Genomic DNA, 23,160 nt, shown 5'->3' on the forward strand with positions numbered 1-23,160 from the left:
CCGTCCGGCATAAGACCCATGGCCCCCGTTTTCGTGAAACGGGAGCGTGTTGCGAAAGCCAATGTGGCTCTGACACGCATGGTCATGCTGGACAAAGCGGGTCACTACCTGATTGAAGAGCCGGAACTGACGCAGATGAACGATGCCATCCCCGGCTTCGTGAATGGCCTGGGAGAGTAAGATGTCCGGCAATGCACACGCGCCGATCCTGTTCAGCCCCTTTGATGCAGGTGGCGGGATCAACGCACCCAACCGGTTTTTCAAATCTGCAATGAGCGAGGTCCTTGCGGTGCACGGAGAGTTTCTGCCGACCGCCGCACACACCCGTGTCTATGAACGCTGGGCAGCGGGCGGTACGGGCATTCTGGTCACCGGGAATGTCATGATTGACCGCCGGGCTTTGGGAGAGCCCGGCAATGTCGTGCTTGAAAATGGCACGCCGCTGGATCGCTTTGTCGAATGGACCCGCGCCGTTCACGCGGCCAATCCGGAAACCCGGTTCTGGATGCAGCTCAATCACCCGGGAAAACAAAGCCCGAAATTCCTGACCTCAGAACCCGTTGCGCCAAGCGCCATACCGCTGGGAGCCGGGTTTGAGACCACCTTTGCGCCCCCGAGGGCGTTGGACGAGGCTCGGATCAATGCGATCATCCAGCGCTTTGCCACAAGTGCTGCCCTCGCACAGAGCGCTGGTTTTGACGGGGTGCAGATACACGGCGCCCATGGATACCTGGTAAGCCAGTTCCTGTCTCCACATCACAACCGGCGCGATGATCAATGGGGCGGCAGCACCGCAAACCGTCGTCGCTTCGCGATCGAGGTCTTTCGGGCAATCCGCCAAAGGGTCGGCACTGATTTTGCTGTCAGCATTAAAATGAACAGCGCCGATTTCCAGAAAGGTGGTTTTGAAGGAGAAGAAGCCTCTGACCTGATTGCGGCGCTTTCTGACGAGGGCATCGACCATATTGAAATATCCGGTGGAAATTACGAAAGCCCGGCCATGACAGGGGTCAGGCAGTCTGTTGTGCGCGAGGCCTACTTCCTCGACTTCGCGGCCAGTGCCCGGAAGCGCACGTCGGTTGCCCTGACGGTCACAGGTGGGTTTCGGTCTGTCTCCGGTATGGAGGCCGCGCTTGCATCCGGGGCGACTGATTTCGTCGGCATTGCGCGCGCGCTGACCCTGGACCCTGAATTGCCGCGACATGCTGCCACCGATCCGGATTATTCCTGCGATGTCGGCAGGCCAGGCACCGGCATCCGAGCACTGGACAGAATGTTCATGATCGCGATTTCATACTATGAGATGCAGATCCGAAGGATGGGATATGGACGGAACCCTGACCCGAACATGTCGGCATGGCGCACGGTGTTGCACAGCGCATTCGCGCTCGGCAAAGCTGCATTCAGGAAGAGACGGGTCTGAACCAGGGGAACCGAGACAAAGCCAGTTCCCGCCGCCGTGTCGCCCGTCGCCAGGGGTCTTTACCGGAGCCATGGTCAATCTGCCGGATTATTCCGAGTGAAGAGCCAGCTACGAATTCAGTTAGGTAAGTCAGTGGCGGACCGAGGATCCGCATCTAAAACTTCGTATTCCAATGATTTAAAACGAGTTTTTACACGAGACGGCCAACTCATACCACTTTCCATACCACTTTGGGTATGCGCTACTGTTATGTGGGCCAATAATTGCAAAACTAAGAATTGCGCCTATTTACTGATAGCCTACCATAGTTTCGGACATCAACGAAGACAGCGCATTCTGCACATCGTAGGTTACTGATAAGACTGGGACCCAGACCATGCCTACAATAAAGTAGCGAAAGTGGCCTTTGCCGAACAATCGGTGCATTGCAAGCGTCATCCATGGAACGCACAGTGGTGCGAAGCGCGTTGTCCGTGTATCGAAAGTCCAGAATGGGGACTTAACTGACCTTGGTTCTGCCGGCTCGATTGACGGGTTTCGCGCAGCTTTGACACGGGTCATGCCCACGGATCGCCATTTGGAAAGGAACGCTTGACAGCGCAACTACCAGTTTTTCAAACCTGTCAGCGCAGTCCTAGCGCTCAAACTTCTCAGAGCGCGCCTGCCTGATCTCTTGTTTTACTTCTATCAACCGTGCCGCGAGCTTTTCAAAGTCTGCTCTCAGAGGTGATGCGCGGCGCCAATGCAGCGCGATCTCATGCACAGCCAAGGGATGATCAATCCGCCGCACGATAAACTCCGGATCGCGTACGGCCTCAGCCAGCGCATAAAGAGAAGGCAGCACGGCGATGCCGGCCCCCATCACCGCCATCTGTCGCACAGCGTCCAGACTTCCGCCCTCATAATCCTCGCTGACATAGGCATCGGCTTTTTCCGCGAGACGTTTCACGACATCGGCAAGCGTGAACTCGGGACCAAGCGCCAGTAACGGACGGCCCTTTAAATCCGTCAGTGATATCGGTAACTTGCTGTTTGACAAAGGGTCATCGCTGGCAGCGCAAATCCAAAGAGTCTCAGCAAACAGGGGAATGCTACTGAATTCAGGCGCATTGGTCGGCGTTCCGATCACCGCATCCACCTTTCCCGCGCGCAAAAGGTCCAGCAACTGCGCCGTCGCGCCTTCTCGCACAACCAGACGCAAGTCCGGATACATTTCATGCAGACGGCGATTGGCGATCGGCATGAAATAGGCGCCGATGGACGGCAACACCCCAATAGCCAGCCGGTCTCCGAACAATCCGACAGAGCCCTGCGCGACCGCCCGAAATTCGCGCACCTCCTGCAGAATGATCCGCGCCCGGTTCAAAAGGAGCCGACCCAAGGGCGTTAGGGTCACACGGCGCGAAGTGCGCTCAAACAGGGGGGCGCCAAGCTCATTCTCCATAACGGCAAGCTGCTTGGACAGGCTGGGTTGGCTCACTGCCAGAGCTTGCGCTGCAGTCCCGAACGCGTTGTAGTCTGCCACTGCCACAAAATATTGCAGTTGCCGGAATGTCGGGCGCATTGTTCGTCCTCGTTGATTGATGCCTTCATGCTATCAAACCTCATACTTTTATCAATTGGCATTATGAATACGCTGTCACCATCTCCAGTTGCAGGACAAAACAGAAGCAACCATTCAGGAGATACTCATGACAAAAACATCCACGATCGCCGCCGCCGTTCTCTTATGTGCCGGTGCCACGACCGCCGCGCATGCTGGGACAACCGACATGTCCGAGGGCCTTACGCTTGCTGAAGTGACCGAGGTGAAGCGTGCCTGGGGCGAGGGTATCGTCAATATCGGGGAAATCCACACAAACGGCGGCGATTACCGGCAAGCTGCCACGGATCACATTCTGGAGTTCTATGCCTATGGCGAACGTCCCGTGCTGTTCAAACCGACACTTGCCAGTGAAGACCAGTTCCGCGGTACGTTCGACGAAGCGCTGTCCTATTTCGTTGGAGGCGATCTGGCCGAGGATGGCGGTTTCGCAATCGCTCCTTACACCAACGTACGGTGGGAAAGCGAAGGCACTGTGATCAGCGGAGACACCGCAATGGCGATGGGTAATTATTTCTTCATGCAGCCCGACGGCAATGAGGTGAAAGTCGAGTACACTTTCGGGATTGAAAAACTCGACGATGGTGAGATCAAGTTTGTTCTGCACCACTCGTCGATACCGTTCGCGGCAGGCTAGTGCACGAAGCCATTGCACCAAAGAGGCTCCAGCATCTGCTGGGGTCTTTTCGCACGGCATTGCTGTCCTACGCGGCCAGGCAGCAGTTCGATCAGTGTGGACTCCCCAGCGGATATTGACGTCAGACCACACTGACCGCTCCTACTATTTTCGGCCGTGTATGTCAGCTAAGCGGGAAAGGGTTGCATTCGCTGCGGCTGTGCCAATGGCGGCTTAGTTTTTGGCTTCTCGCGCTCCGGCCAAAATCAAGCTTGCTCCCATTGCTCCAAAGGCCGCGGCGAAGACCCCCTCGAACCACCTTGAGAAACGAGAGTAACCCCGCATGGCGACACCAGTCGAAAAGAGCCATGCATACGTCCCGTAGATGACCAAGCCCGACAATGCGCCCATTGGTCCGAATGCAAGCACATGCCACGCGCTCAATCCTTGACCAAACAGGAAAGACGCGACCGCTGCCCACATCAGAGCAGCCTTGGGATTGGTGAGCAGAACCAAAACGCCTCGACGCCACGCGAGTCCGTTTGTGAGTGAGCGCGTATCAGGTGCAAATTTTGCGCTACCACCACCCCTGAATGTTGCGCAGGCTGCCTTGATTCCGAGAAATAGCAGGTATCCACCGCCCAAGAACTTTAGGAAAAGAAGTGACAGCGGAAACGCCTCTATCAAAGTGCCCAGTCCTAAAGCCGTCGCTGCTGACCAAACCAGCATCCCCGAAGAAATTCCAGCCACTACACAGAGCGCGGGTTTCCGTCCCTGTGCCATTCCGACCGATGCAACTGCTGCAAGGTTTGGCCCGGGCGAAATCTGTGCTGCTAAGACACCAAGCCAGGTAAGCGCATAAATTGATATCATTTCCGCCCCCCCCATTTTCTGTCTTTTAGCATCGTCGCTGAGCACCTTTTTCTTGGCAAGGTCATTCCTCAAAAAGCCGCCATTATGCACGACGCAGCTACGGTCAAAATAGGGCTCCAAGCGGACGTTGACCCCATGCCCCACCATCTGCTCCTATCTAGTACGGTCGATAATGTATGCTGTGTATGCTGTGCGGCACCTTGCTGCCATTCGCCGCTTGCGTTCCGATGGCCGCAACACAGCCCAAAAGAGACATTCGATTTTCACCCCGATTGGCGGGTCAGCAGGACAAAGCCGACTTTTGATTTTCGTCGTTTGCGGACGCAGCGATTACTCGCAAGAAAGGCACGCTTGTCGCCGGGTTGCGGCCGACGTCGCCAGAGCGGTAATTGAATACCAATCTGAGGGGCGAAATTCAAATTTCCCTTTCGCCGCCGCCGAGACCAACCATTGAGGAGCAGGACTTCGCCGCCGTTTGACCCATGAAACGTCAGTTCAGCCTCCCGCAGCTGGGATACAGAGCCTTCGCTTGGTGCGTTCTCTTTCAATGTGGCTTGCAGGGAGAGGAGAGTGAATGTATAACTCCGACAAAGTGAGTCGGAGTTAATTTGCCCCTTTATGCTGCATCCTCAGAATACGCCTTGCACTCGTTAGTCCTTCTGGCGGGTGCGGATGACGACACTCATCACAGCACACGCAGTATTGCCGAATTTCAGGGTTTGCCGGCAGCACTCGTCGCCAAGCTTTTCACCAAGCTCCAAAGGGCGGGGCTTGTGGCCGCAAGCGAGGGGGTGCGAGGAGGCTTCGTTCTGGCAAAGTCTGCGGAAACCATAAGCGTTCTCGATGTGGTAGATGCGGTGGAGGGCCAAAAAGCGCTCTTCGCGTGCCGAAATATCCGAAAGGACTGTGTTCTATTTGACGGCAATGCGCCGAACTGGGCGAAGTCCGGAGTGTGCGCCATCCATAGCGTCATGCTCGAAGCGGAGAAGAAGCTGCGCTCCGAGTTACGCCAGACTTCGATCTCCGATCTGTCTTTCCAAGTGGCGTCATCAGCACCTGACACCTTCGGGAGTACCACAAATGCCTGGCTTGCCGATGCCGCTGCATCGCGTCGGACGAGGCAATCCAAGCCTGACTGAAAGGACCTTTTGCCATGAGACTCCTCCACATCGACGCGAGCGCCCGTTTTGCCGGCTCACGGTCCCGGCAACTATCGAAGCGCTTCATAGACCGGCTCCGGCAAGATATTCCCGGTCTTCAGGTCGAGCGGCTGGACCTCGCGATTTCTACTCCCCGCCACGTTTCCGAACTCCAATCGGCGGCGATGTATACGCCTGACGCGGAGAAATCGCCCGAGATGTGGGACGCCATCCGGGAATCCAACAATCTGTGCGCCATGCTGCTGAAGATGGATGCGGTCGTGATCGGCACTCCGATGTACAATTTCAGCGTCCCGTCGGTACTCAAAGCTTATATCGACAATATCGTCAGGGTCGGCGTCACCTTCGTCCCGGATGGCGGTACTTATAAGGGACAACTTGCAGGTAATCGGCTCTTGTTCATTACCTCCCGCGGCAACGATTATGGCTCTGGTGCAGATATGCATGGGCTTGACTGGATGACGCCAGCGCTCAAGACAACGTTTGGCCTGCTTGGTATTCCTGATCCTGAATTCGTCGACGCGCAACCGATGCAGTTTGCGGGGTCCGAGGCGCGCGATGCCGCCATCGCCAGAGCGGAAGCTGAGATTGACGTGAAGGCCAGCGAATGGGCAAGGGTTGTCGAGGTCGCCGTTTTACCCTGATCCTCCCTACTCTTTGCAAACCCGAACAGTACGCATGCGTAAATTTGCAACGCGGGGTGAGCATACCATCGTCATACGAATGGATATCCGTCCTTCTGGGCTTGAAATGTTTCTTGCTACGCTGATGAAAAAAATCTGGTTTTGATGGAGGCCACATTGCCAAAATATTCCCTCCGACGTGCACTACTCCAGATGAGGGCTCTACCAATGCGGCTGAAGCTATGGCTGGCGTGGCTTCTGGTAACGACACTCTTTGTTCTCTTGTTTCTCTTGGACACAGCATTCTTTGCTTCAGCAATGATCTGTCAGGCAGCAAACCTTTTGTTCGGAAGCTGGCTGATGCTGCGCCGCGGATTGGTGCGGTTGCTGGGCCTGTCACACATACTTTTCTGGACGCCAATGTTTGCAAAATTCTGGTGGCACTATGACAGTCTCGTCGACCAGCAGGTGCTGGTTTTCGGATGGTTGATGATGGCTACGGTTGCGGTCTCTCTCGTTCTGGATATTCGAGACTACCGAGATTGGCAGCTTGGAAACCGCAACCCAGTCGGTGCTCGCTGAAAACGGTCGTCTGTGAAACACTGGCACGGTTGCCGAAGCTTATCAGCTAATGCTGAAGCTCGTCAGAGCACCCGGACTGCCTACTCCGTCTCGCGGCCAGTAGACTGCCACTTCACGAAATGCTGCGCGATGCGCGAATGGCCGGGATCGCCGCTGCGCTGCAACACGAGAAACTGCGTTGTGCAGAAAAATCGGGTTTGTTCGCGCGTGCAGCATAAAAAAGGTCTGATGGGGGCTCACAGCCGCCCTCCGAGGCAGTGCAGAATCTGCGGGTTCGTCAGTGGTGTTGTCGAGGCGGACGGCGCAGAGCCGCAGCCCGCTCAGCCGACATTCGCATTGCGCCCCCACAGCGCCATATCGCAACCGTAAAGCCAGCAGTTTTGGAGGGTATTCGCGCCCCGCTCTAGGGCGCTTCAGTGATCGCACCCATTGTGCCGCCGCCACATCGCCTCGTCGTGGCCCTCGGGAACGTTTACGCAAGGATCATCGGAATACCCGCGCAGGAAGTTGTATCGATCGATTTGCTCCATGGTCAGAACATCTAACGTCTGTAGATGACTGGACAGATGGACGAAGCGAAGGTTAGCGCGGGCATTACCAGCAGCGTTCACCAAAGTCACAAGTTCGCGCGCGCTGAGCCCTCCCAAGACGAAGGCGGCGTTGAGCGCGCGTTCTGACGCGATGAATTCGGCGCCTCGGGCTACGGCCTCTTCTTGCATCTCCTTGAAAATCAATTCCATGCGGGCGATCTGATTAGCAGACAAATCCAGGTCTTCCGTGAGTTCCAGAACGTGCGCTGGACCAGGATGTCCATTTAACTCTGCCGCCAGGGCAAAACCCCAACCGCGGCCCGCTTCCAGCTCCGCGATGTCACTTTCCGAAAGCGTTGCTAACTCCCGATTTTCCAAGCCCGCATATGGTATGTGCCTCTCATCGGCGGTACCCTGATGGCTCACCGCTCCCATGGCGAGAGCGAAGATGATGTATCTGCGCATAATCTACTCCTGTCTTATGGGAGTTCAGCATAGGCAGCGCGCAGCCGACATGATAAATATCATGTCGTGGAAAGCTTTTTGGATACACTCTTCGGGGATGCAGAAGTCCAACAGAAGGATCCGAATACGTATCTGTTCCTTTCGGGAGACGCAGTGCGCTTTGTTCATCTCATTGAAGACGGAGCCGTTCATCTTGAGAGATTGCAAATCAATGGGCAGGCCATGTGTTTTCAACGGGCGCGTCCAGGTGATGTTCTCGCAGAGGCCTCGATCTATGCCGAGGCCTATCATTGCGATGCCAGGATTGTAGAATCTGCGCGAGTGCGGAGGCTGTCAGTCAAACGATTGATCAAACGATTGGAGGCTGAGCCCCGTTTATCGTGGGCTTGGCAAGCGCGATTGGCCCTGACAGTCCAGAAGACGCGCCTTCTTGCAGAAATCAGAGGGATGAAGACGGTCGAGCAACGCCTGGACGCCTGGATGGACCATAATGGAGCCCTACCCACCAGGGGGCAATGGCAGACCGTGGCACAGGAATTGGCGGTCTCGCCGGAGGCCTTCTATCGAGAGATTGCCCGACGTCGCTCACACAAGGCGAACGCCGGACCATACTAACTGCCAGCGCCGACCTTAGCCTTATTTTCAAGATGCTGTCGTCGCAACCCGCTGTGCGGTCATTCGCTGCAAGCGCGCCACGCGGGCTCTGTTGAACATACCAATCGCGGGAAAAAACGCATTTGTGTAGGGGCGGCGTATTCACCGGGCCGGCCCTGCGAGGGTGTCAATTCTGAAAACTGATTTCGAATTGATCTTTCGCATCTTGGCGCCTGGAGATCTGTCGAGGCACCCAAACGATTGGTTGCCCGGCCTTCTCAAAAATCGTTCATGCGTCGCAAGCAGAATTTACAACCTCTTATGCAGGATCGCCTGAGAATTCTGACCTGTAGTTCGCGAATGAGCATCAGATTGATTTAGGTCCCTATCGCTGTCAGGGGCACCGGAGCGGCAGTTACATGCCGGTGGGCATTTGACCGACGCACCATCAGCATTGCCTCCCCGGTAATACCATTTGCCTTCAAGGCCACATCAAGTTCTGAAATCGGGCAGGTCAATGTGATTTGCCCCTGGCGCTGTGCCTTAGCCACGACCTGGACTTCAAGGGCAGTATCAGGGTGATCCCTCGTAAGCTGGCGCTTAATCTGTGGCGCGGCGCCAACGGCCATGTAAAGCGCAACGCACGTCCCCGGCCGCAGGTCGGTAATCGCATCGGGAACGCGGTAGCCGTTCTCGCGGTGGCCCGTGGTCAGGACCAGGGTGTCAATGGTGCCGCGATCGGTCAGACTTTCCCCGAGGCTGGCGGCTGCGGCGCAGGCCGCAGTGACACCCGGCACGATTTCAAACGGTATGCCGGCAGCCTTTAGCGCGCTCGTTTCCTCGGTACTGCGTCCAAATACGCCGGGATCACCGCATTTGAGGCGCACCACGCGTTGCCCACGCCTGGCCGCAGATACCAGAGTTTGCGTAATCTTCTCTTGTGGCCAGGTATGACAACCTGGTGCCTTACCGACATAAATGCGCTCTGCATCGCGGCGTGCAAGTTCAAGGATTTCAGGATCGAGCAGCCGATCATAATAGATTGCATCTGCCTCTTGCAGACGTTGAACGCCGCGCAGTGTAATCAAGTCCTTTGACCCTGGCCCTGCGCCAACAAGGCTCACGCTGCCGCCCCTTGTCGCGCCAAAATCACCCGTTTCAATTGCAGTCTTGATCATTTTGGCAGCGTCGCGCTCTGCGCCGCTGGTGAATAACTGGCGCGGGCTGTCGTTGAATACCCAGCGCCACAGATCACGCCGTGCACGCGGTGCCAAACGCGCCGATGCTGCCTGGCGCAGCCGCCCGGCAAGGGCCGCAAGATCGCCCAAACGCGGTTCAAGAATTTCTTCCAGTTTGGTCTTGATCTGACGCGCAAGAACCGGCGCTGTCCCTTCTGTACCGATCGCCACAATGACAGGGTCGCGATCCACGATAGATGGGGTGATTGCGTCGCATAGATCCGGCTGGTCTACCACGTTCACCGTCGCGGCAGCGTCCTTGGCCAGCGTGTGCAGCGCCATGTCAGTGCCGGGGCATCCCGTTGCAATAAAAACCAGCGCTGTATCTGAAAAACTGTCCGGTGAAATGCGCGCGATTTGGTGAGTGATGCGGCCCGCTTTCACCAGATCAGATAACTCAGGGTCAAGTGTTGGCGCCCAAACGTCAACCTCTGCCTCGGTCTTCAGTATCAGCCGTGCCTTTTGGGCGGCTTGCTCTCCGCCGCCAACAATCACCACGCGGCGGCCCGCCATTTGAAGAAACATTGGAAAAGTTTTCATGCCGAAAGGCTTTCTGTTTGGTGACGGGAGGCCCACAAAACGCGGGCCATGTTTTCTGCGGCCTCAGGGGTAGGCGCTGCTTTGAGCGTCCAAAGCGCTAGCGCGGCCGTTCCGGTGACAGTCGCTGTGGCGAATGCGTCCTGCACATGCCCTTGCCAAAGACCGCGCAGGTTAACCTGTGTGTCAGGCTTATGCAGACGGCGGGTACCTTGAAAAACAGGCGGGATCGATTTTTGAATATGTGCACCGCCACGAAGGCCAAACACGATGGTTTCCTTTGACGGATGACGTTCAAATTCGCCGCCACCGCCCTTGATGATGCTCAGGGTTTGTTGCCCGAGCAGCACCGCGGCCTCCGCTTGCAAACTGCGATAAGATGGATGAAATACACCTTGAACAGTCACCGCGGCATTTGCCGGGTTCCACATGCGCAGCACGGTGTTGAAACAGGATCGTAAACCAAAGGTATCCCTGAGACCCAGCAGCCTGAATGCGGCAGGGCAGAGTGTTTCAAGGGCGGAATAAGTGACTTTCGGACCCGCAAGATCAATCGCTTCGCGGACGGATGCTGATGCCGTTTGATGGGAGTTCCATCCGTGCATCGACACATGATAACCCGCCAACCCGACCAACCTTGCGGCAAGTAAAAACAGCGGCGCGCCCCTTGTGCGCCCTGCTGCATAAGACGGCCAGTCAAGGTCAGCTTTGGGAAGGTGGCCGCGCACATGGTGGCGCAAAGCCGATGTAAATCCCGCGATTTCCTCTGGCGTTTCACCGCGCAGACGCATGACCATCAGCAATGCGCCGACAGCCTCTGGGGCAGCGTCGCCAGTGAGGATCAACGCCATCGCATCATGCGCTTCTGCCATAGTCATGGACCGTGCGCGCCCTTTGCCGCGGGCTACAGTTTGGACAAAAGGCGCGAGGCTCATTCAGCGGCCATTGGAAGCAGTGCTTCCGCTAAGATTGCCTTCAATTCGGGCTTGCAAGACCCGCAATTCGTGCCAGCGCATGTTGCGTCACCTAATGCAACCACACTCCGTGCGCCGTTCGCAGCTGCTGACAGTAAGGTATTGCGCCCGACGTTGAAACACGCACAGACAGTGGCACCCGCATCCGGTTGATCAGAACCGCCCTGGCCGGCAAGGGCCACCAGCGGCGGTGTGCTTGTACCGATCAGACCGACAACGGTTGTGCGCGACAGAATGACAGGGGTCGGTGCGACAAAGAAAAGCCCCATGATCAGCCCGGCACGTGACACGGCCATACGGACTGTACCGGCAGATGGGTCGGCTTGTATTGCGACATCCCCATCTACCAGGCCGGACAGCGCGCGCAATTCCGTTTCCCAGTCGTTTGGAATTTTTTGGCTTGCCAGTTCTGCCTGCCAGCCGCTTTGCGTCTTTGCGATTGCAGCATAGGGGGTTTGCGGGGTGGGCTGCGAAAGACTTGCAAGAAATCCGTACCATTTAGGCCTGTAGACTGCAGCACTGACGTTGCCCGACTTAAGCGCGGGTTGACCGGAAAAAGGATCGGTCGCGGGAGCGACAACGCTGTTGATGGTTCCTTGACTGGTGCGCTGCCGGGTCCAATGCATTGGCGCGAACAGCTGTCCTTCGGCGATGCGCGGCGTGATCAAAGCGCGTAAGATCGTTTGACCATATATGCTTTCAACCTTTACCAAAGCACCCTGAGATACATCTATCGCTGCGGCATCGGCCGGATTTACCTCGACGTAAGGCTCGGCAAGATGCGGCCCAAGGCGTGGAGATTTACCGGTGCGTGTCATCGTGTGCCATTGGTCACGGTTCCGGCCAGTATTTAGAGCAAAGCGAGATTTTGCGGGTGCCAGCGCTTCTACCGGGATCATCCGGGCCTTCCCGTCGGGATGATAGAATTGCCCGTTTGCAAAGAAACGCTGTCCGTTGTGGGGCCACTGTGTCGGGATGAGTGCCGCGTAGTCGGCATCGGCAAAGATGCTCAGATCCAGATCGCGTGGGAAATGCGAGATTGCAGCATCAAGCGCGATATATTCGGCGAAAATATCCGCTGGAGCTTGATAAGAGAACGCATTTGCAAAGCCCATGCGCCCAGCCACATCGCTGATGATCTGCCAGTCAGGACGCGCCTGCGCTGGGGCAGGCAAGAATGCCCTCTGTCGCGAGATGCGGCGTTCAGAATTGGTCACCGTACCATCCTTTTCGCCCCAACCCGTTGCGGGCAAAAGCACATGCGCCAGATCATTTGTGTCTGTCTTTTCCATTATGTCCGAGGTCACGACGAAAGGGACGTTGGCGATTGCAGCGGCAACCCCATCTGCATCGGGCAGCGATACAGCAGGGTTGGTCGACATGACCCAAAGTGCCTTTATCTTGCCATCGGCGCAGGCCTCAAACAGATCGACTGCCTTAAGACCTGCAGCAGTACAAATCGTGGGGCTGCGCCAGAAATCTTGTACCGCTTGACGGTGATCGGCGTTCTCAAGTTCGAGATGGTTGGCAAGCATATTGGCAAGTCCGCCCACCTCGCGTCCGCCCATCGCATTTGGTTGACCCGTCACGGAAAATGGGCCCATTCCGGGCTTGCCGATCCGACCTGTCGCCAAATGGCAGTTTAGAATTGCGTTGACCTTATCAGTGCCGCCTGCCGACTGGTTTACACCCTGCGAATAAATGGTCACCACTTTTTGGGTGTTGGCCCAGAGATCGAAGAATGCGGCGCGTTCCTTTAGTGACAGACCGCATAGTGCGCTGTTCGTTTGTCGCGCGACCTCAAGCGCCGCATCCATGCCGTTCACATAGTCTGCCAGATACGACGCATTCAGCTTACGCGCATCTGCCAGATGCGCCAGCAATCCGTTGAAAAGTGCAACATCACCATCGGGTGAAATTTGCAGATGTGTATCCGCCAGATCTGTCGTGGCTGTGCGGCGTGGGTCGATATTGACGATGCGCATGTGTGGCCGCGCCTCTTTCGCCGCAGCAATCCTTTGGAAAAGCACCGGATGACACCACGCAAGATTGGATCCGACAAGGACAATCAGATCCGCCTCTTCCAGGTCTTCGTAGGTGCCGGGCACTGTGTCTGTGCCAAATGCGCGCTTGTGGCCAGCAACAGACGAAGCCATGCAAAGCCGTGAATTGGTATCAATATTTGCTGCGCCGATGAAGCCTTTCATCAGCTTGTTGGCGACGTAATAGTCCTCGGTGAGCAACTGACCGGATGCATAAAAGGCAACGCTGTCCGGGCCATGTTTTGCAATTGCTTTGCTGAACTCTGATGCAACCAGATCAAGCGCGGTTTCCCAATCCACGTTCTGGCCCATGACCCTGGGTCGCAACAGACGCCCCTCAAGATCGATAGTTTCGCCGAGCGCTGCCCCTTTTGAGCAAAGTCGCCCAAAGTTCGCCGGATGTTCAGGGTCGCCCTTAATGGTCTTGTCCGCCCCGGCCAATACACCGCAGCCAACCCCGCAGTAGGGGCAAGTGGTGCGGGTCAAGGTCATGCGACCGCTCGGGCATACAGAAATGTCCGGTCCAGTAGGATGCGCCCGCCTTCAATGCGCGCCGGATAGGTGTTCACCTGGCCTTCATCAACGCCTTGCGCCCTTCCGGTTTCGAGCGAAATCACCCAGTTGTGCAGTGGGCAGGTCACAGATTTTCCGTGGACGATCCCTTCGGCCAGAGGCCCCGCTTTGTGCGGGCATGCGTTATCCAACGCGAAGACTTCATCCTCAGCCGTGCGAAAGACTGCCACGCATCCCAGCGCGGTTCTGACCATCCGTGCCCCGCGTCTGGGCACATCGTCGAGCGGGGCGATATCAATCCAATCGGTCATTCTGCCGCCTCCAATGAAAGACTTGCCAAAGGTTGGTAACGATCAGCTTTGGTCCGGGCATGTTCTGCCCATGGGTCTTTGCGATAGATTGTCTGGCTCAGCTCGAAACGTGCCACGAGTTCAGTGCGCGATTGCAGATCGTCAACGATCCGTTCCCTGATCCAATCAAGCCCGACCTTACCCATCCATTTATAGATGCGGTCGAGATACCTCGCGTTTTCACGGTACAATTGCGTCACTGCTTTGATGACATCGATCGCATCTTCCTCGGTAGGCACCTGGACGAGTAATTCTGTCTCTTTCACGTCCATGCCTGCCGCGCCACCGATGCTGACCTGATAGCCACTGTCGACACAGACAACACCGATATCCTTGCAAGTGGCCTCAGCACAGTTGCGCGGGCAACCAGAGACCGCGAGCTTTAGTTTATGCGGCGTCCATGAGCCCCAAAGCTCTTTTTCCAGTTTGATACCAAGTCCGGTACTGTCTTGCGTGCCAAAGCGGCAATGATCTGTACCAACGCAGGTCTTAACGGTGCGCAAACCTTTGGAATATGCGTGACCGGATACCATACCGGCGGCATTCAGATCGGCCCAGATGCCAGGCAGATCCTCACTCTTAACGCCGAGAAGGTCGATCCGTTGCCCGCCGGTGACCTTGACAGTGGGCACCATGTATCTGTCAGCCGCATCCGCGATGGCGCGCAATTCATCCGGTGTGGTGATGCCGCCCCACATCCGCGGCACGACACTAAATGTACCGTCTTTCTGGATGTTGGCATGCTTGCGTTCGTTGATGAAGCGGCTTTGTGGGTCGTCCTGATATTCCATCGGCCAATCGGCAAGCAGATAGAAGTTGAGCGCCGGACGGCAGATATGGCAACCGCAGGACGTTTTCCAACCGCATTCCTGCCAGACCGCAGGCATCGACGTCAGTTTTTGACCTTTGATAATGCGCCGGACGTCTTCATGCGTCATATCGGTACAGCCGCAAACCGATTGCGCGGCAGGCATGACGAATTTATCGCCAAGTGATATTGCCAGCACCTGTTCGACCAATCCTGTACACGTGCCGCAGGACCCAGAGGCTTTGGTGGTTGCCCGCACGGCGCCCAGATCAGTAGCACCCGCTGCGATAGCGTCTTCGATTTGCCCTTTGCAGATTCCGTTGCAGCCGCAGATCTCCGCGTCACGCGGTAAGGCTGCAACAGCTGCTAAAGGGTCCAGGGGGGTCCCCCCTTGATAGGCGGGTCCAAAGATCAGCGTGTCGCGCATGTCGCTGATGTCGGTCTTGTCGCGGATCAGACCAAAGAACCAGTTGCTGTCGGCAGTATCGCCATACATTACTGCGCCTTTAATCACATTGCCTTCGATCACCAACCGCCGGTAGACGCCGCGCGCCGGGTCACGGAAGACGATATCCTCGCGACCTTCCGCATCGGCAAAATCACCGGCGCTGAAGAGATCACACCCGGTTACCTTCAGCTTCGTGGACAGTTCTTTCTGCACAAATCTGGCATCTGCGCCCAAAAGCGTCTGCGCGGCCACCTTCGCTTGCTCGTAAAGCGGAGCGACAAGGCCAAAAATCGCCCCGTCATGTTCAACACATTCACCGACGGCCAGCACGCTGGCATCAGACGTGAGCATATGATCGTCCACATGAATACCCTTGCCAACGGCCAAACCACACTCCTGCGCCAGTTTCACGTTTGGCCGAATGCCCACCGCCATGACAAGCAGATCACAGGCCAATTCGGTGCCATCAACCAGCAGCAGCGCCCTGACACGACCGTTTTCACCCAGTATTTCTTTTGAATTCGCGGAACACTTCACAGTGATCCCTTTTTCCACCAGCGCTTTGCGCAACAGGTAACCTGCAGCCTCATCCAACTGCCGTTCCATCAGATGGCCCATGATATGTACAACCGTGACATCCACGCCGCGCGCAGCCATACCGGCGGCAGCCTCCAGACCTAAAAGACCGCCACCAATCACAACGCATTTGTTGTCTGGCCCAAGATCCATCATCCTTTGGGTGTCTTCCAGATCCCGATAGGCAATGACACCTTCCAGCTCATGCCCGGGCAAGGGGATCATAAACGGATTTGAGCCTGTTCCGAAAACCAGTTTGTCATAAGCGATGACATCACCGTTTTCGGCTGTCACTGTCTTGGCGTCCCGGTCAATCGATATAATGCTTTCGCCAAAGCGGCATGTTACCCCGTTGGCGTCATACCAATCGGCGTCATGCGTGACGATCTCATCATAGGTCTTTTCGCCTGACAGAACCGGCGACAACATGATGCGGTTATAGTTTCCACGTGGCTCTGCGTTGAACAGGGTCACATTATAACAGGCTCTGGCGTCGAACAGGGCCTCCAACATCCGCCCTGTTGCCATGCCCGCTCCGACAACAATCAGTTTTTGTGTCATATCATTCATTCCGCTGCGATGGCTTTTGGTTTGGGTTTCGCGCCGTGCTCATATTCCTCAAGAAAATCGAGGACCTCCTGGCGATAGGCGTAGTAGTCGGGATGCCCCAAAAGCGCCTTTCGGGTGCGCGGACGTGGCAGCTTTACATCGGTGATCTTGCCAATTGTCGCCTGTGGACCGTTGGTCATCATCACAACGCGGTCCGCCAGCAAAATCGCCTCATCCACATCATGTGTGACGCAGATAGCGGTGACTTTGGTGCGCGACCAAACCTCCATCAGGACCTCTTGCAGTTCCCAGCGTGTCAGACTGTCAAGCATGCCAAATGGCTCATCCAGCAAGAGCAGTTTGGGTGAGAGCGCAAAAGCGCGCGCGATACCAACGCGTTGCTTCATCCCGTTGGACAGGCTTGCCGCACCTTTGTCCATGCTGTCGGCCAGCCCGACCCGTTCAAGATAGTATTCCACGACATCCTGCCGTTCAGCCTGGGACGCCCTCGGGTAGACCTTGTCCACGCCAATTGCGACGTTTTCTTTGGCTGTCAGCCAGGGAAACAGATTGGGCGATTGAAAGACGACGGCCCGTTCCGGGTCGGCACCTTCTACGTTCCAACCATCCAGTTTGATCGCGCCTTTTGAGATCGGGTTAAGCCCTGCGGCCATGGTCAGGACAGTCGATTTACCGCATCCCGAATGTCCGATCAGCGAAATAAACTCGCCCTTGTTGATCTTGAGGTCAAAATCCTCAACCACCGTAAGAGGCCCTTTGGGCGTCGGATAGACCTTGTCGAGCTGCGAGAAATTAAGGAATTTTTCCTCGATCCCACTTTCCTGGGCTTTTGCGACAGCGGCCGGCACACCGTGAATAGGTGTCACGTCCGGCAAAATCCGCGTGCCGCCCACCTTTGCGGCAATGCCCACATCCATCAGGTAGTTTGTGACCTGAGCACGCAACGCTTTGAACACCGGATCATTGTTCATTGCGACCCGGTCACGGGGTCGTGGAATGCTGACCTTGAATTCATCGCCCAAAGTGCCATCAGGATTTAATGCGATGATGCGGTCGGCGAGAATTATGGCCTCGTCCACATCATTGGTAATTAACACGCAAGTCTTCTTGTTGTTGTCCCAGATCGCTTCAATCTCATCGGCCAGATTTCCGCGGGTTAACGCATCAAGTGCGGACAACGGTTCGTCCAGCAACAACATCTCTGGGTCCATTGCCAATGCGCGGGCCACGTTCACACGTTGGCGCATTCCGCCCGATAATTCGGCAGGCCGCCGCGTAGCAGCATGGCTGAGGCCCACCATGCCAACGTAGTGATCAACCTTTGCCGCGCGGTCTGCTTTGGACAGCTCGGGAAACATTGTATCAACGGCCAAAGCCACGTTTCCGTTCACAGTCAGCCACGGCATCAATGAATAACTCTGGAAGATCACACCCCGCTCGCGTCCCGGTTCCTTGATGGGTACGCCTTTGTAGGTCACTTCGCCCATTGTGGGCATTTCCAACCCGGCCATCAGATTGATGAGGGTCGTTTTGCCGGTGCCCGAGAACCCCAGAATGACGACAAACTCACCCTCTGCGACATCCAGGCTGATGTCCTTCAGAACGGCAGCCTCGCCATAACTCTTCGAGACGTTCCTGAATGAGATACTCATATTGCTCACCTGTTATTCGAGAAGGTGAACATGGATTGCAGGGCATACATGACCCGATCCAACAGGAACCCGATAATGCCGATAGTGAACACCGCGACCATAATACGGGCCAGCGATTGAGACGATCCGTTTTGGAATTCATCCCAAACGAACTTACCCAGACCGGGGTTCTGGGCCAGCATTTCAGCGGCGATCAGAACCATCCAGCCCACACCCAGTGACAATCGCAAGCCCGTAAAGATCAGCGGCAACGCAGACGGCAGAACCAGCTTTGTGATCTTTGTATATGTGTTCATCTTTAGGACGCGGCTGACACTGACGAGATCTTTGTCGATGCTGCTTACACCCAGGGCTGTGTTGATGAGGGTCGGCCATAGCGAGCAAAGGGTGACCGTGATGGATGAGATCAGAAATGACTTGGAAAACATGCCGTCATTGGTTGTGTAAACGGCAGATACAATCATGGTGACAATCGGCAACCACGCCAGGGGTGAGACTGGTTTGAAAATCTGGATAAGCGGGTTGAGTGCAGCGTTGGCTGTCACCGAAAGACCCGCTGCAATGCCAAGGGGAATGGCCACAACAGAGGCGATCAGGAATCCGAAAAAGACGGTTTTGATCGAGGTCCAGATTTGATCGTAATAAGTGGGCTTGCCCGCATAGATGCGGTCACGCACGCGGTCTTCATTGCCATTTGCGATCAATTCGGCGTTGCGTGCTTCTTGACGTTCATAGAACGCAGCAGCCCGTTCGCCTTCGCGGATGGCATCCTGTTGCAGGGCGCCAACCTGTTCCCAGACTTGCGCAGGACCCGGGACTGCCCCCAGAGATGTTTGCACGCGTGGTGCAAGAGTTGCCCAAAGCATCAGGAAAACAGCAATCGCAAGCAGTGGGACACCCAGCAAACGCCAGATTTCCCCAAATTGTGCGCGCGGACTGTCGCCTGCAGCTGCCTTTAGAATTGGCGTCAGCCACGATAGGCCAAATACTTTAAACCATGCATCTGCTTTGTTGATACGGGTAAAAAGACGCGCACGCCGGGCCTCTTTGTCGAACACTTCTGGATCAATCGCGGTCATATCGGACTTCCAACTGCTGCTTTAGAAAATGGTGGGGCGGGCGAAGTCCCCTTTGCGTTCATGCAAAGGGGACGTTGATGTTTAGCCCTGGACCTCGTTATCAACGACAGTCTGACCGGATTTCAGACCGATCGGCAGGCTGTCGATGTATGCATTTGGCGTGCGCCCATCGTAAGGGATTGCATCAATAATATCTGCAGCTGGTGTTGCAGCTTTGAAGCCATCGCTGTCCCACGGGAAGTCCGCTTCTTTTGCCAGATCTTCATCCACGAGCAGGCGGGCAGCTTCGAGATACAGATCTGGGCGGTACACTTCGGCGGCAGTTTCAAAATACCACTCATCCGACATCGTCTCTGGAATTTGGCCCCAGCGACGCATCTGTGTCAGATACCAGATCGCGTCTGAATAGAACGGATAGGTCGCGTTATAGCGGAAAAACACGTTGAAGTCGGGCGCAGGGCGGACGTCGCCTTTTTCAAACTCAAAGAAACCGGTCATTGAATTGGCGATAACCTCATAGTCCGCGCCGACGTATTCCGGACGCGACAACATCGTCACAGCTTCGGATCGGTTTTCGTTATCATTGGCATCCAGCCACATGGCAGCTCTGATCAGTGCCTTTGTCAGCGCCAGTGTGGTGTTGGGGTTTTCTTCTGCAAATTCCGCAGTGATCCCAAAGACCTTCTCGGGGTTGTTCTTCCACATGTCGTAGTCAGTGATCACCGGCACACCGATGCCCTTAAACACGGCCTGTTGGTTCCAGGGCTCGCCGACGGCGTAGCCGAAAATCGTACCCGCTTCCATCGTAGCGGGCATCTGCGGTGGCGGTGTCACGGACAAAAGCACGTCGGCTGCGATCTGTCCCGAGATATCCTGCGGGCTGTAATACCCTGGTTCCAGGCCTCCGGCGGCAAGCCAATAGCGGATTTCATAATTGTGCGTGGAGACGGGAAAAACCATGCCCATGTTAAACGGCTCGCCACGGTCTTTATAGTCTTCGACAACCGGGGCGAGGGCGCTTGCGCTGATGGGGTGTTGCGGGCGTCCGTCGTCCATCAGTGAAACGTTCGGTTTCATCTCTTCCCAGATTTCATTGGAAACGGTTATGGCATTTCCGTTCAGGTCCATTGAAAACGGAGTAATGATATGGGCCTCGGTCCCATAGCCGATCGTCGCGGCAAGCGGTTGGCCCGCCAGCATATGTGCGCCATCCAGTTGACCACTGATGACGCCATCAAGAAGAACCTTCCAATTGGCCTGCGCTTCCAGTGTGACGAACAGCCCTTCGTCTTCGAAATACCCCAGCTCATATGCCACGGCCAGTGGCGCCATATCGGTCAGCTTGATAAATCCCAGCGTGAGATCTTCTTTTTCAAGATCCAACATCTGAGCAGAAGCTGCCGAGGCAAACAGGCTGGAAGAGGCCATCAAGACCGCGATCGTTTTTCTCATGGTGAATTCCTTTCAAAGGCCCCGAGGGACAAAAAAAAGCCGCACGTAAGGATCACGGGGAGGACCGTGTTCCATACGAGCGGCTTTGCTCTTGGGAAGGGTGCTGGCATCGTTGTCAGCACCTGAATCTGGGCCACATTGCCCTTTGGACTTAACTTGGCCGGTCTGACCAAAAAAAAGCAATGACCCATCTACGTTGCAGCAAAGTTTTATGCCGCAATGCAGCAAGTGCGTATATTTTGGGCGGAGTGACTAGGAGAAATCGAAGGTTTTGCCGTCAAAAAAGGCATCAGGGGCAAGAATCATGTGTCCGCGTTTCGAAGCGACAGCCGTTTCAAATTGCAGTGCGCCTTCCTCTTTTTCAGAAGCGCCCGGCATGTCAGCCCCAAGTCCCGAAAGATTTTGGCGGTACAGGTCGGACCGAAAGCAGTTCTTTGCGTTGTCTATGCCCACCTTGTCCGCACCGAGCTGACTGGCAATCCATGCGGCCTGGCTACGCCACGGAAATGTCGCCGCATGTTTATGAAACCGCAAGAAGCGCTCAATCGCTACAGGGGGAGCATGCTGCTTGGGAATTATGTGGCCAGTCAGCGCCGGATCTATCAGATCGTGTGTCATACTCAGGTGTTCGCTGCGGCCCAGAATTTCCACCGCAAGCGGTTTGTTATGGGCCTTGTCGAGCCAGGCACAGGCCTGGAAAACAGCGCGCATCAATTTGCGACCAATATCTGCATTAGCTTTGATCCAGTCGTGGCGGACGGCAAGAACCTTTTCGGGCGCAAACTGCCATACATCACGACCGCTCATCATCAGTTGGGCGACGTTTTGTTGGACTGCGACACTTCCCCAAGGTTCGCCTACCCAAAAAGCATCAACAAAGCTGTCGGCGATCGCATCGGCCATCCGTGGTGGTGGAACAGTGATTTCCTCAATCTGCAGTTCAGGTACGGAAGATGTCCAATAAGACAAAAGCAGCCGATGCATAGAATAGTGAAAAGGGACGCCAATGCGCAGGGGTTTCCCGCTGCGCTGGCTGAGTGCCCGAAGCAACGCACGCGCATCACCAAATGGCACTGGGCTGATTTCTGCCGCCAATGCATTCGATATGCCAAAAACGGTTCCATTGACTGACAACACCATCAGCGTATCGATTTTCGCGGGCAAACCACCAAGACCGATCGACATTGCGACCGGCAATGGCGCAAGCATCTGCGCTGCATCTAAATGCCCAAGCGCCAACATGTCCCTGAGTGCGGACCAAGAAGGTTGGCGCACCAGATTTAACGCAAGCCCTTCTTCAGATGCAAAACCCAATTCCTTTGCTATGACGAGAGGCGCGCAGTCCACCAAGGGAACATAGCCACAGTTCAGAGTCGAAGGGCTCATGACAGCAGATCCGCTGCAGTCACTAGGGCACTGGCGACATCAATGACTTTGCGGTTTTGTCCCATCGCAGTCTTTCTTAAAAGACTGTACGCCTCATCTTCTGAGAGGTTGCGTTGACGCATGAGAATGCCCTTGGCGCGATCTATCGTTTTTCGGTCTTCGAGCGCCTGTTTAGCGGCGTTCAGTTCTGCCTGCATCTGACGCATCATTTTGAAGCGCGCGATAGCCGTTTGCAAAACCGGTTTGATGCGGTCCATTTTGAGCCCATCAACCACGTAAGCACTGACTCCGGCCAAAAGCGCTGCCTGCGTTAGATCTTCGTCGGTTTGGTCAACAAAGAGCGCCACTGCTCTCTTTGAGGTCTCGGTCGCGTGCGAAATATGCTCCAGCATGTCGCGGTCCGGATTTGTCAGATCAATGAGAACGATATCCGGTGCAAAATCTCGCACCGTGCGTTCGAGTGCAGAAATTTGCGCAACAGCCTTTACGTCGGACCAGCCGGCATTGTTCAAAGAGTCAACGATCTCTCGGACACGTTCTGGATTTGGCTCGACTACAAGAATGCGCAGGTCTTTGTTCATACTGCCGTCATTCTCTATCAGCCATGAGAGGTCAACTTCGTGGCAAGCTATCCTGAGGGGTGCCCAACTATCGGCGCACATATTTGTAGCAATTCACGTCTGAGTGCTAATATTTGAACCTGTTTTAGGCGCGCGGAACTTCTGGTGCAGCGCCTTCACAGCAGGCAATTCATGTAGAAATGTCGGCATCAATATGGACCGAGACACAACGATTTAGCTGCCAGTGCCTGTTAGTGCGCTTACAGCATAGTGGAATTGGTGGTGGACAGCACCACGGCCAGGGACAGTTCGTCCTTGAAGTGATCTTTGATCAGCGTGCCTTGCCTGCATTTCTTACGAACGACCGGTCAACGCGCAGAGCACCGGCTTGGTGTGTTGCGTTGTTGCCGCAACAGGCGAGGTTCGATCGTACGGTGCACCAAAGGTAAATTTAAAGTGTAGGCTTTCTGCAGACCTCGAAGATAGCGTCGCATTCCCGTGATAAG

20 protein-coding genes are annotated in these 23,160 nt (G+C 55.7%); 7 read left to right on the plus strand and 13 right to left on the minus strand.

Annotated elements, in window-relative coordinates:
• The first annotated feature begins 18 nt into the window (after positions 1 to 18).
• Positions 19 to 180 carry a hypothetical protein gene (locus tag Q0792_RS07750; protein WP_298838410.1) on the plus strand — a complete coding sequence of 54 codons (162 nt, stop codon included), beginning with the start codon at positions 19 to 21 and terminating at the stop codon, positions 178 to 180.
• A 1-nt stretch (position 181) separates the two neighbouring features.
• Positions 182 to 1,423 carry an NADH:flavin oxidoreductase/NADH oxidase family protein gene (locus tag Q0792_RS07755; RefSeq protein ID WP_298838413.1) on the plus strand — a complete coding sequence of 414 codons (1,242 nt, stop codon included), beginning with the start codon at positions 182 to 184 and terminating at the stop codon, positions 1,421 to 1,423.
• 634 nt (positions 1,424 to 2,057) lie between these two features.
• Here Q0792_RS07755 and Q0792_RS07760 read toward each other — a convergent pair.
• A complete protein-coding gene (locus Q0792_RS07760) occupies positions 2,058 to 2,987 on the minus strand; it encodes a LysR substrate-binding domain-containing protein (protein WP_298838416.1) in 930 nt (309 codons plus the stop codon).
• Positions 2,988 to 3,114: 127 nt separating this feature from the next.
• On the opposite strand from Q0792_RS07760, the gene Q0792_RS07765 reads away from it, so the two are divergent.
• A complete protein-coding gene (locus tag Q0792_RS07765; protein WP_298838419.1) occupies positions 3,115 to 3,663 on the plus strand; it encodes a phosphoribosyl-AMP cyclohydrolase in 549 nt (182 codons plus the stop codon).
• Between the two features lie 213 nt (positions 3,664 to 3,876).
• On the opposite strand, the gene Q0792_RS07770 is transcribed toward Q0792_RS07765, so the two are convergent.
• On the minus strand, positions 3,877 to 4,659 hold the full coding sequence (locus tag Q0792_RS07770) for a LysE family translocator (protein ID WP_298838422.1): 783 nt from the start codon (positions 4,657 to 4,659) through the stop codon (positions 3,877 to 3,879).
• 464 nt (positions 4,660 to 5,123) lie between these two features.
• On the opposite strand from Q0792_RS07770, the gene Q0792_RS07775 reads away from it, so the two are divergent.
• From Q0792_RS07775 to Q0792_RS07785, 3 genes are all read left to right on the plus strand, one after another.
• Positions 5,124 to 5,654 (plus strand): Rrf2 family transcriptional regulator, encoded by a 531-nt coding sequence (locus tag Q0792_RS07775; RefSeq protein WP_298838424.1) that lies wholly within the window; start codon positions 5,124 to 5,126, stop codon positions 5,652 to 5,654.
• Positions 5,655 to 5,668: 14 nt separating this feature from the next.
• Positions 5,669 to 6,319 (plus strand): NAD(P)H-dependent oxidoreductase, encoded by a 651-nt coding sequence (locus Q0792_RS07780; RefSeq protein ID WP_298838427.1) that lies wholly within the window; start codon positions 5,669 to 5,671, stop codon positions 6,317 to 6,319.
• A gap of 207 nt (positions 6,320 to 6,526) precedes the next feature.
• The gene (locus tag Q0792_RS07785) at positions 6,527 to 6,880 is read left to right on the plus strand and encodes a hypothetical protein (protein ID WP_298838430.1); all 354 of its coding nucleotides are present in this window, start codon (positions 6,527 to 6,529) and stop codon (positions 6,878 to 6,880) included.
• A gap of 413 nt (positions 6,881 to 7,293) precedes the next feature.
• On the opposite strand, the gene Q0792_RS07790 is transcribed toward Q0792_RS07785, so the two are convergent.
• Entirely contained in the window at positions 7,294 to 7,875 is a 582-nt protein-coding gene (locus Q0792_RS07790; protein ID WP_298838433.1) for a hypothetical protein, read from the minus strand.
• A 78-nt stretch (positions 7,876 to 7,953) separates the two neighbouring features.
• Between Q0792_RS07790 and Q0792_RS07795 the strand changes: the two genes are divergently transcribed.
• Complete coding sequence (locus Q0792_RS07795; protein ID WP_298838436.1) at positions 7,954 to 8,490, plus strand: Crp/Fnr family transcriptional regulator; 537 nt, start codon at positions 7,954 to 7,956, stop codon at positions 8,488 to 8,490.
• 356 nt (positions 8,491 to 8,846) lie between these two features.
• Here the strand turns inward: Q0792_RS07795 and cysG are convergent, their stop codons facing one another.
• The 10 genes from cysG to Q0792_RS07845 form a co-directional block, all read right to left on the minus strand.
• The gene (gene cysG / locus Q0792_RS07800; protein WP_298838438.1) at positions 8,847 to 10,247 is read right to left on the minus strand and encodes a siroheme synthase CysG; all 1,401 of its coding nucleotides are present in this window, start codon (positions 10,245 to 10,247) and stop codon (positions 8,847 to 8,849) included.
• Positions 10,244 to 11,179: a glycosyl transferase family protein gene (locus tag Q0792_RS07805; protein WP_298838441.1), complete on the minus strand. Its 936-nt coding sequence runs from the start codon at positions 11,177 to 11,179 to the stop codon at positions 10,244 to 10,246. Before Q0792_RS07805 ends, cysG begins: the two co-directional genes overlap by 4 nt.
• A complete protein-coding gene (locus Q0792_RS07810) occupies positions 11,176 to 13,752 on the minus strand; it encodes a nitrate reductase (RefSeq protein ID WP_298838444.1) in 2,577 nt (858 codons plus the stop codon). The genes Q0792_RS07805 and Q0792_RS07810 overlap by 4 nt, the downstream gene beginning before the upstream one ends.
• Entirely contained in the window at positions 13,749 to 14,084 is a 336-nt protein-coding gene (gene nirD / locus Q0792_RS07815; RefSeq protein WP_298838447.1) for a nitrite reductase small subunit NirD, read from the minus strand. Before nirD ends, Q0792_RS07810 begins: the two co-directional genes overlap by 4 nt.
• Positions 14,081 to 16,516, minus strand: a complete 2,436-nt coding sequence (gene nirB, locus Q0792_RS07820) for a nitrite reductase large subunit NirB (protein WP_298838451.1) — start codon at positions 16,514 to 16,516, stop codon at positions 14,081 to 14,083. Before nirB ends, nirD begins: the two co-directional genes overlap by 4 nt.
• 5 nt (positions 16,517 to 16,521) lie before the next feature.
• Positions 16,522 to 18,177 carry an ABC transporter ATP-binding protein gene (locus tag Q0792_RS07825; protein WP_298838453.1) on the minus strand — a complete coding sequence of 552 codons (1,656 nt, stop codon included), beginning with the start codon at positions 18,175 to 18,177 and terminating at the stop codon, positions 16,522 to 16,524.
• Between the two features lie 5 nt (positions 18,178 to 18,182).
• A complete protein-coding gene (locus Q0792_RS07830) occupies positions 18,183 to 19,256 on the minus strand; it encodes an ABC transporter permease (protein ID WP_298838456.1) in 1,074 nt (357 codons plus the stop codon).
• A gap of 81 nt (positions 19,257 to 19,337) precedes the next feature.
• On the minus strand, positions 19,338 to 20,708 hold the full coding sequence (locus Q0792_RS07835; RefSeq protein ID WP_298838459.1) for a CmpA/NrtA family ABC transporter substrate-binding protein: 1,371 nt from the start codon (positions 20,706 to 20,708) through the stop codon (positions 19,338 to 19,340).
• Positions 20,709 to 20,960: 252 nt separating this feature from the next.
• The gene (locus Q0792_RS07840) at positions 20,961 to 22,094 is read right to left on the minus strand and encodes a CmpA/NrtA family ABC transporter substrate-binding protein (RefSeq protein WP_298838461.1); all 1,134 of its coding nucleotides are present in this window, start codon (positions 22,092 to 22,094) and stop codon (positions 20,961 to 20,963) included.
• Positions 22,091 to 22,675 carry an ANTAR domain-containing response regulator gene (locus Q0792_RS07845; RefSeq protein WP_298838468.1) on the minus strand — a complete coding sequence of 195 codons (585 nt, stop codon included), beginning with the start codon at positions 22,673 to 22,675 and terminating at the stop codon, positions 22,091 to 22,093. The genes Q0792_RS07840 and Q0792_RS07845 overlap by 4 nt, the downstream gene beginning before the upstream one ends.
• Positions 22,676 to 23,160: the final 485 nt, after the last annotated feature.

The organism is uncultured Roseobacter sp. (genome assembly GCF_947495025.1).
GTDB lineage: Bacteria > Pseudomonadota > Alphaproteobacteria > Rhodobacterales > Rhodobacteraceae > Roseobacter.

Bases quoted from the DNA above. Each gene is read 5' to 3' on its own strand.
- Q0792_RS07750 (WP_298838410.1), top strand. From the start codon at position 19: ATGGCCCCCGTTTTCGTGAAACGGGAGCGTGTTGCGAAAGCCAATGTG.
- Q0792_RS07755 (WP_298838413.1), top strand. From the start codon at position 182: ATGTCCGGCAATGCACACGCGCCGATCCTGTTCAGCCCCTTTGATGCA.
- Q0792_RS07760 (WP_298838416.1), bottom strand. From the start codon at position 2,987: ATGCGCCCGACATTCCGGCAACTGCAATATTTTGTGGCAGTGGCAGAC.
- Q0792_RS07765 (WP_298838419.1), top strand. From the start codon at position 3,115: ATGACAAAAACATCCACGATCGCCGCCGCCGTTCTCTTATGTGCCGGT.
- Q0792_RS07780 (WP_298838427.1), top strand. From the start codon at position 5,669: ATGAGACTCCTCCACATCGACGCGAGCGCCCGTTTTGCCGGCTCACGG.
- Q0792_RS07785 (WP_298838430.1), top strand. From the start codon at position 6,527: ATGCGGCTGAAGCTATGGCTGGCGTGGCTTCTGGTAACGACACTCTTT.
- Q0792_RS07790 (WP_298838433.1), bottom strand. From the start codon at position 7,875: ATGCGCAGATACATCATCTTCGCTCTCGCCATGGGAGCGGTGAGCCAT.
- cysG (WP_298838438.1), bottom strand. From the start codon at position 10,247: ATGAAAACTTTTCCAATGTTTCTTCAAATGGCGGGCCGCCGCGTGGTG.
- Q0792_RS07805 (WP_298838441.1), bottom strand. From the start codon at position 11,179: ATGAGCCTCGCGCCTTTTGTCCAAACTGTAGCCCGCGGCAAAGGGCGC.
- Q0792_RS07810 (WP_298838444.1), bottom strand. From the start codon at position 13,752: ATGACCTTGACCCGCACCACTTGCCCCTACTGCGGGGTTGGCTGCGGT.
- nirD (WP_298838447.1), bottom strand. From the start codon at position 14,084: ATGACCGATTGGATTGATATCGCCCCGCTCGACGATGTGCCCAGACGC.
- nirB (WP_298838451.1), bottom strand. From the start codon at position 16,516: ATGACACAAAAACTGATTGTTGTCGGAGCGGGCATGGCAACAGGGCGG.
- Q0792_RS07825 (WP_298838453.1), bottom strand. From the start codon at position 18,177: ATGAGTATCTCATTCAGGAACGTCTCGAAGAGTTATGGCGAGGCTGCC.
- Q0792_RS07830 (WP_298838456.1), bottom strand. From the start codon at position 19,256: ATGACCGCGATTGATCCAGAAGTGTTCGACAAAGAGGCCCGGCGTGCG.
- Q0792_RS07835 (WP_298838459.1), bottom strand. From the start codon at position 20,708: ATGAGAAAAACGATCGCGGTCTTGATGGCCTCTTCCAGCCTGTTTGCC.
- Q0792_RS07840 (WP_298838461.1), bottom strand. From the start codon at position 22,094: ATGAGCCCTTCGACTCTGAACTGTGGCTATGTTCCCTTGGTGGACTGC.
- Q0792_RS07845 (WP_298838468.1), bottom strand. From the start codon at position 22,675: ATGAACAAAGACCTGCGCATTCTTGTAGTCGAGCCAAATCCAGAACGT.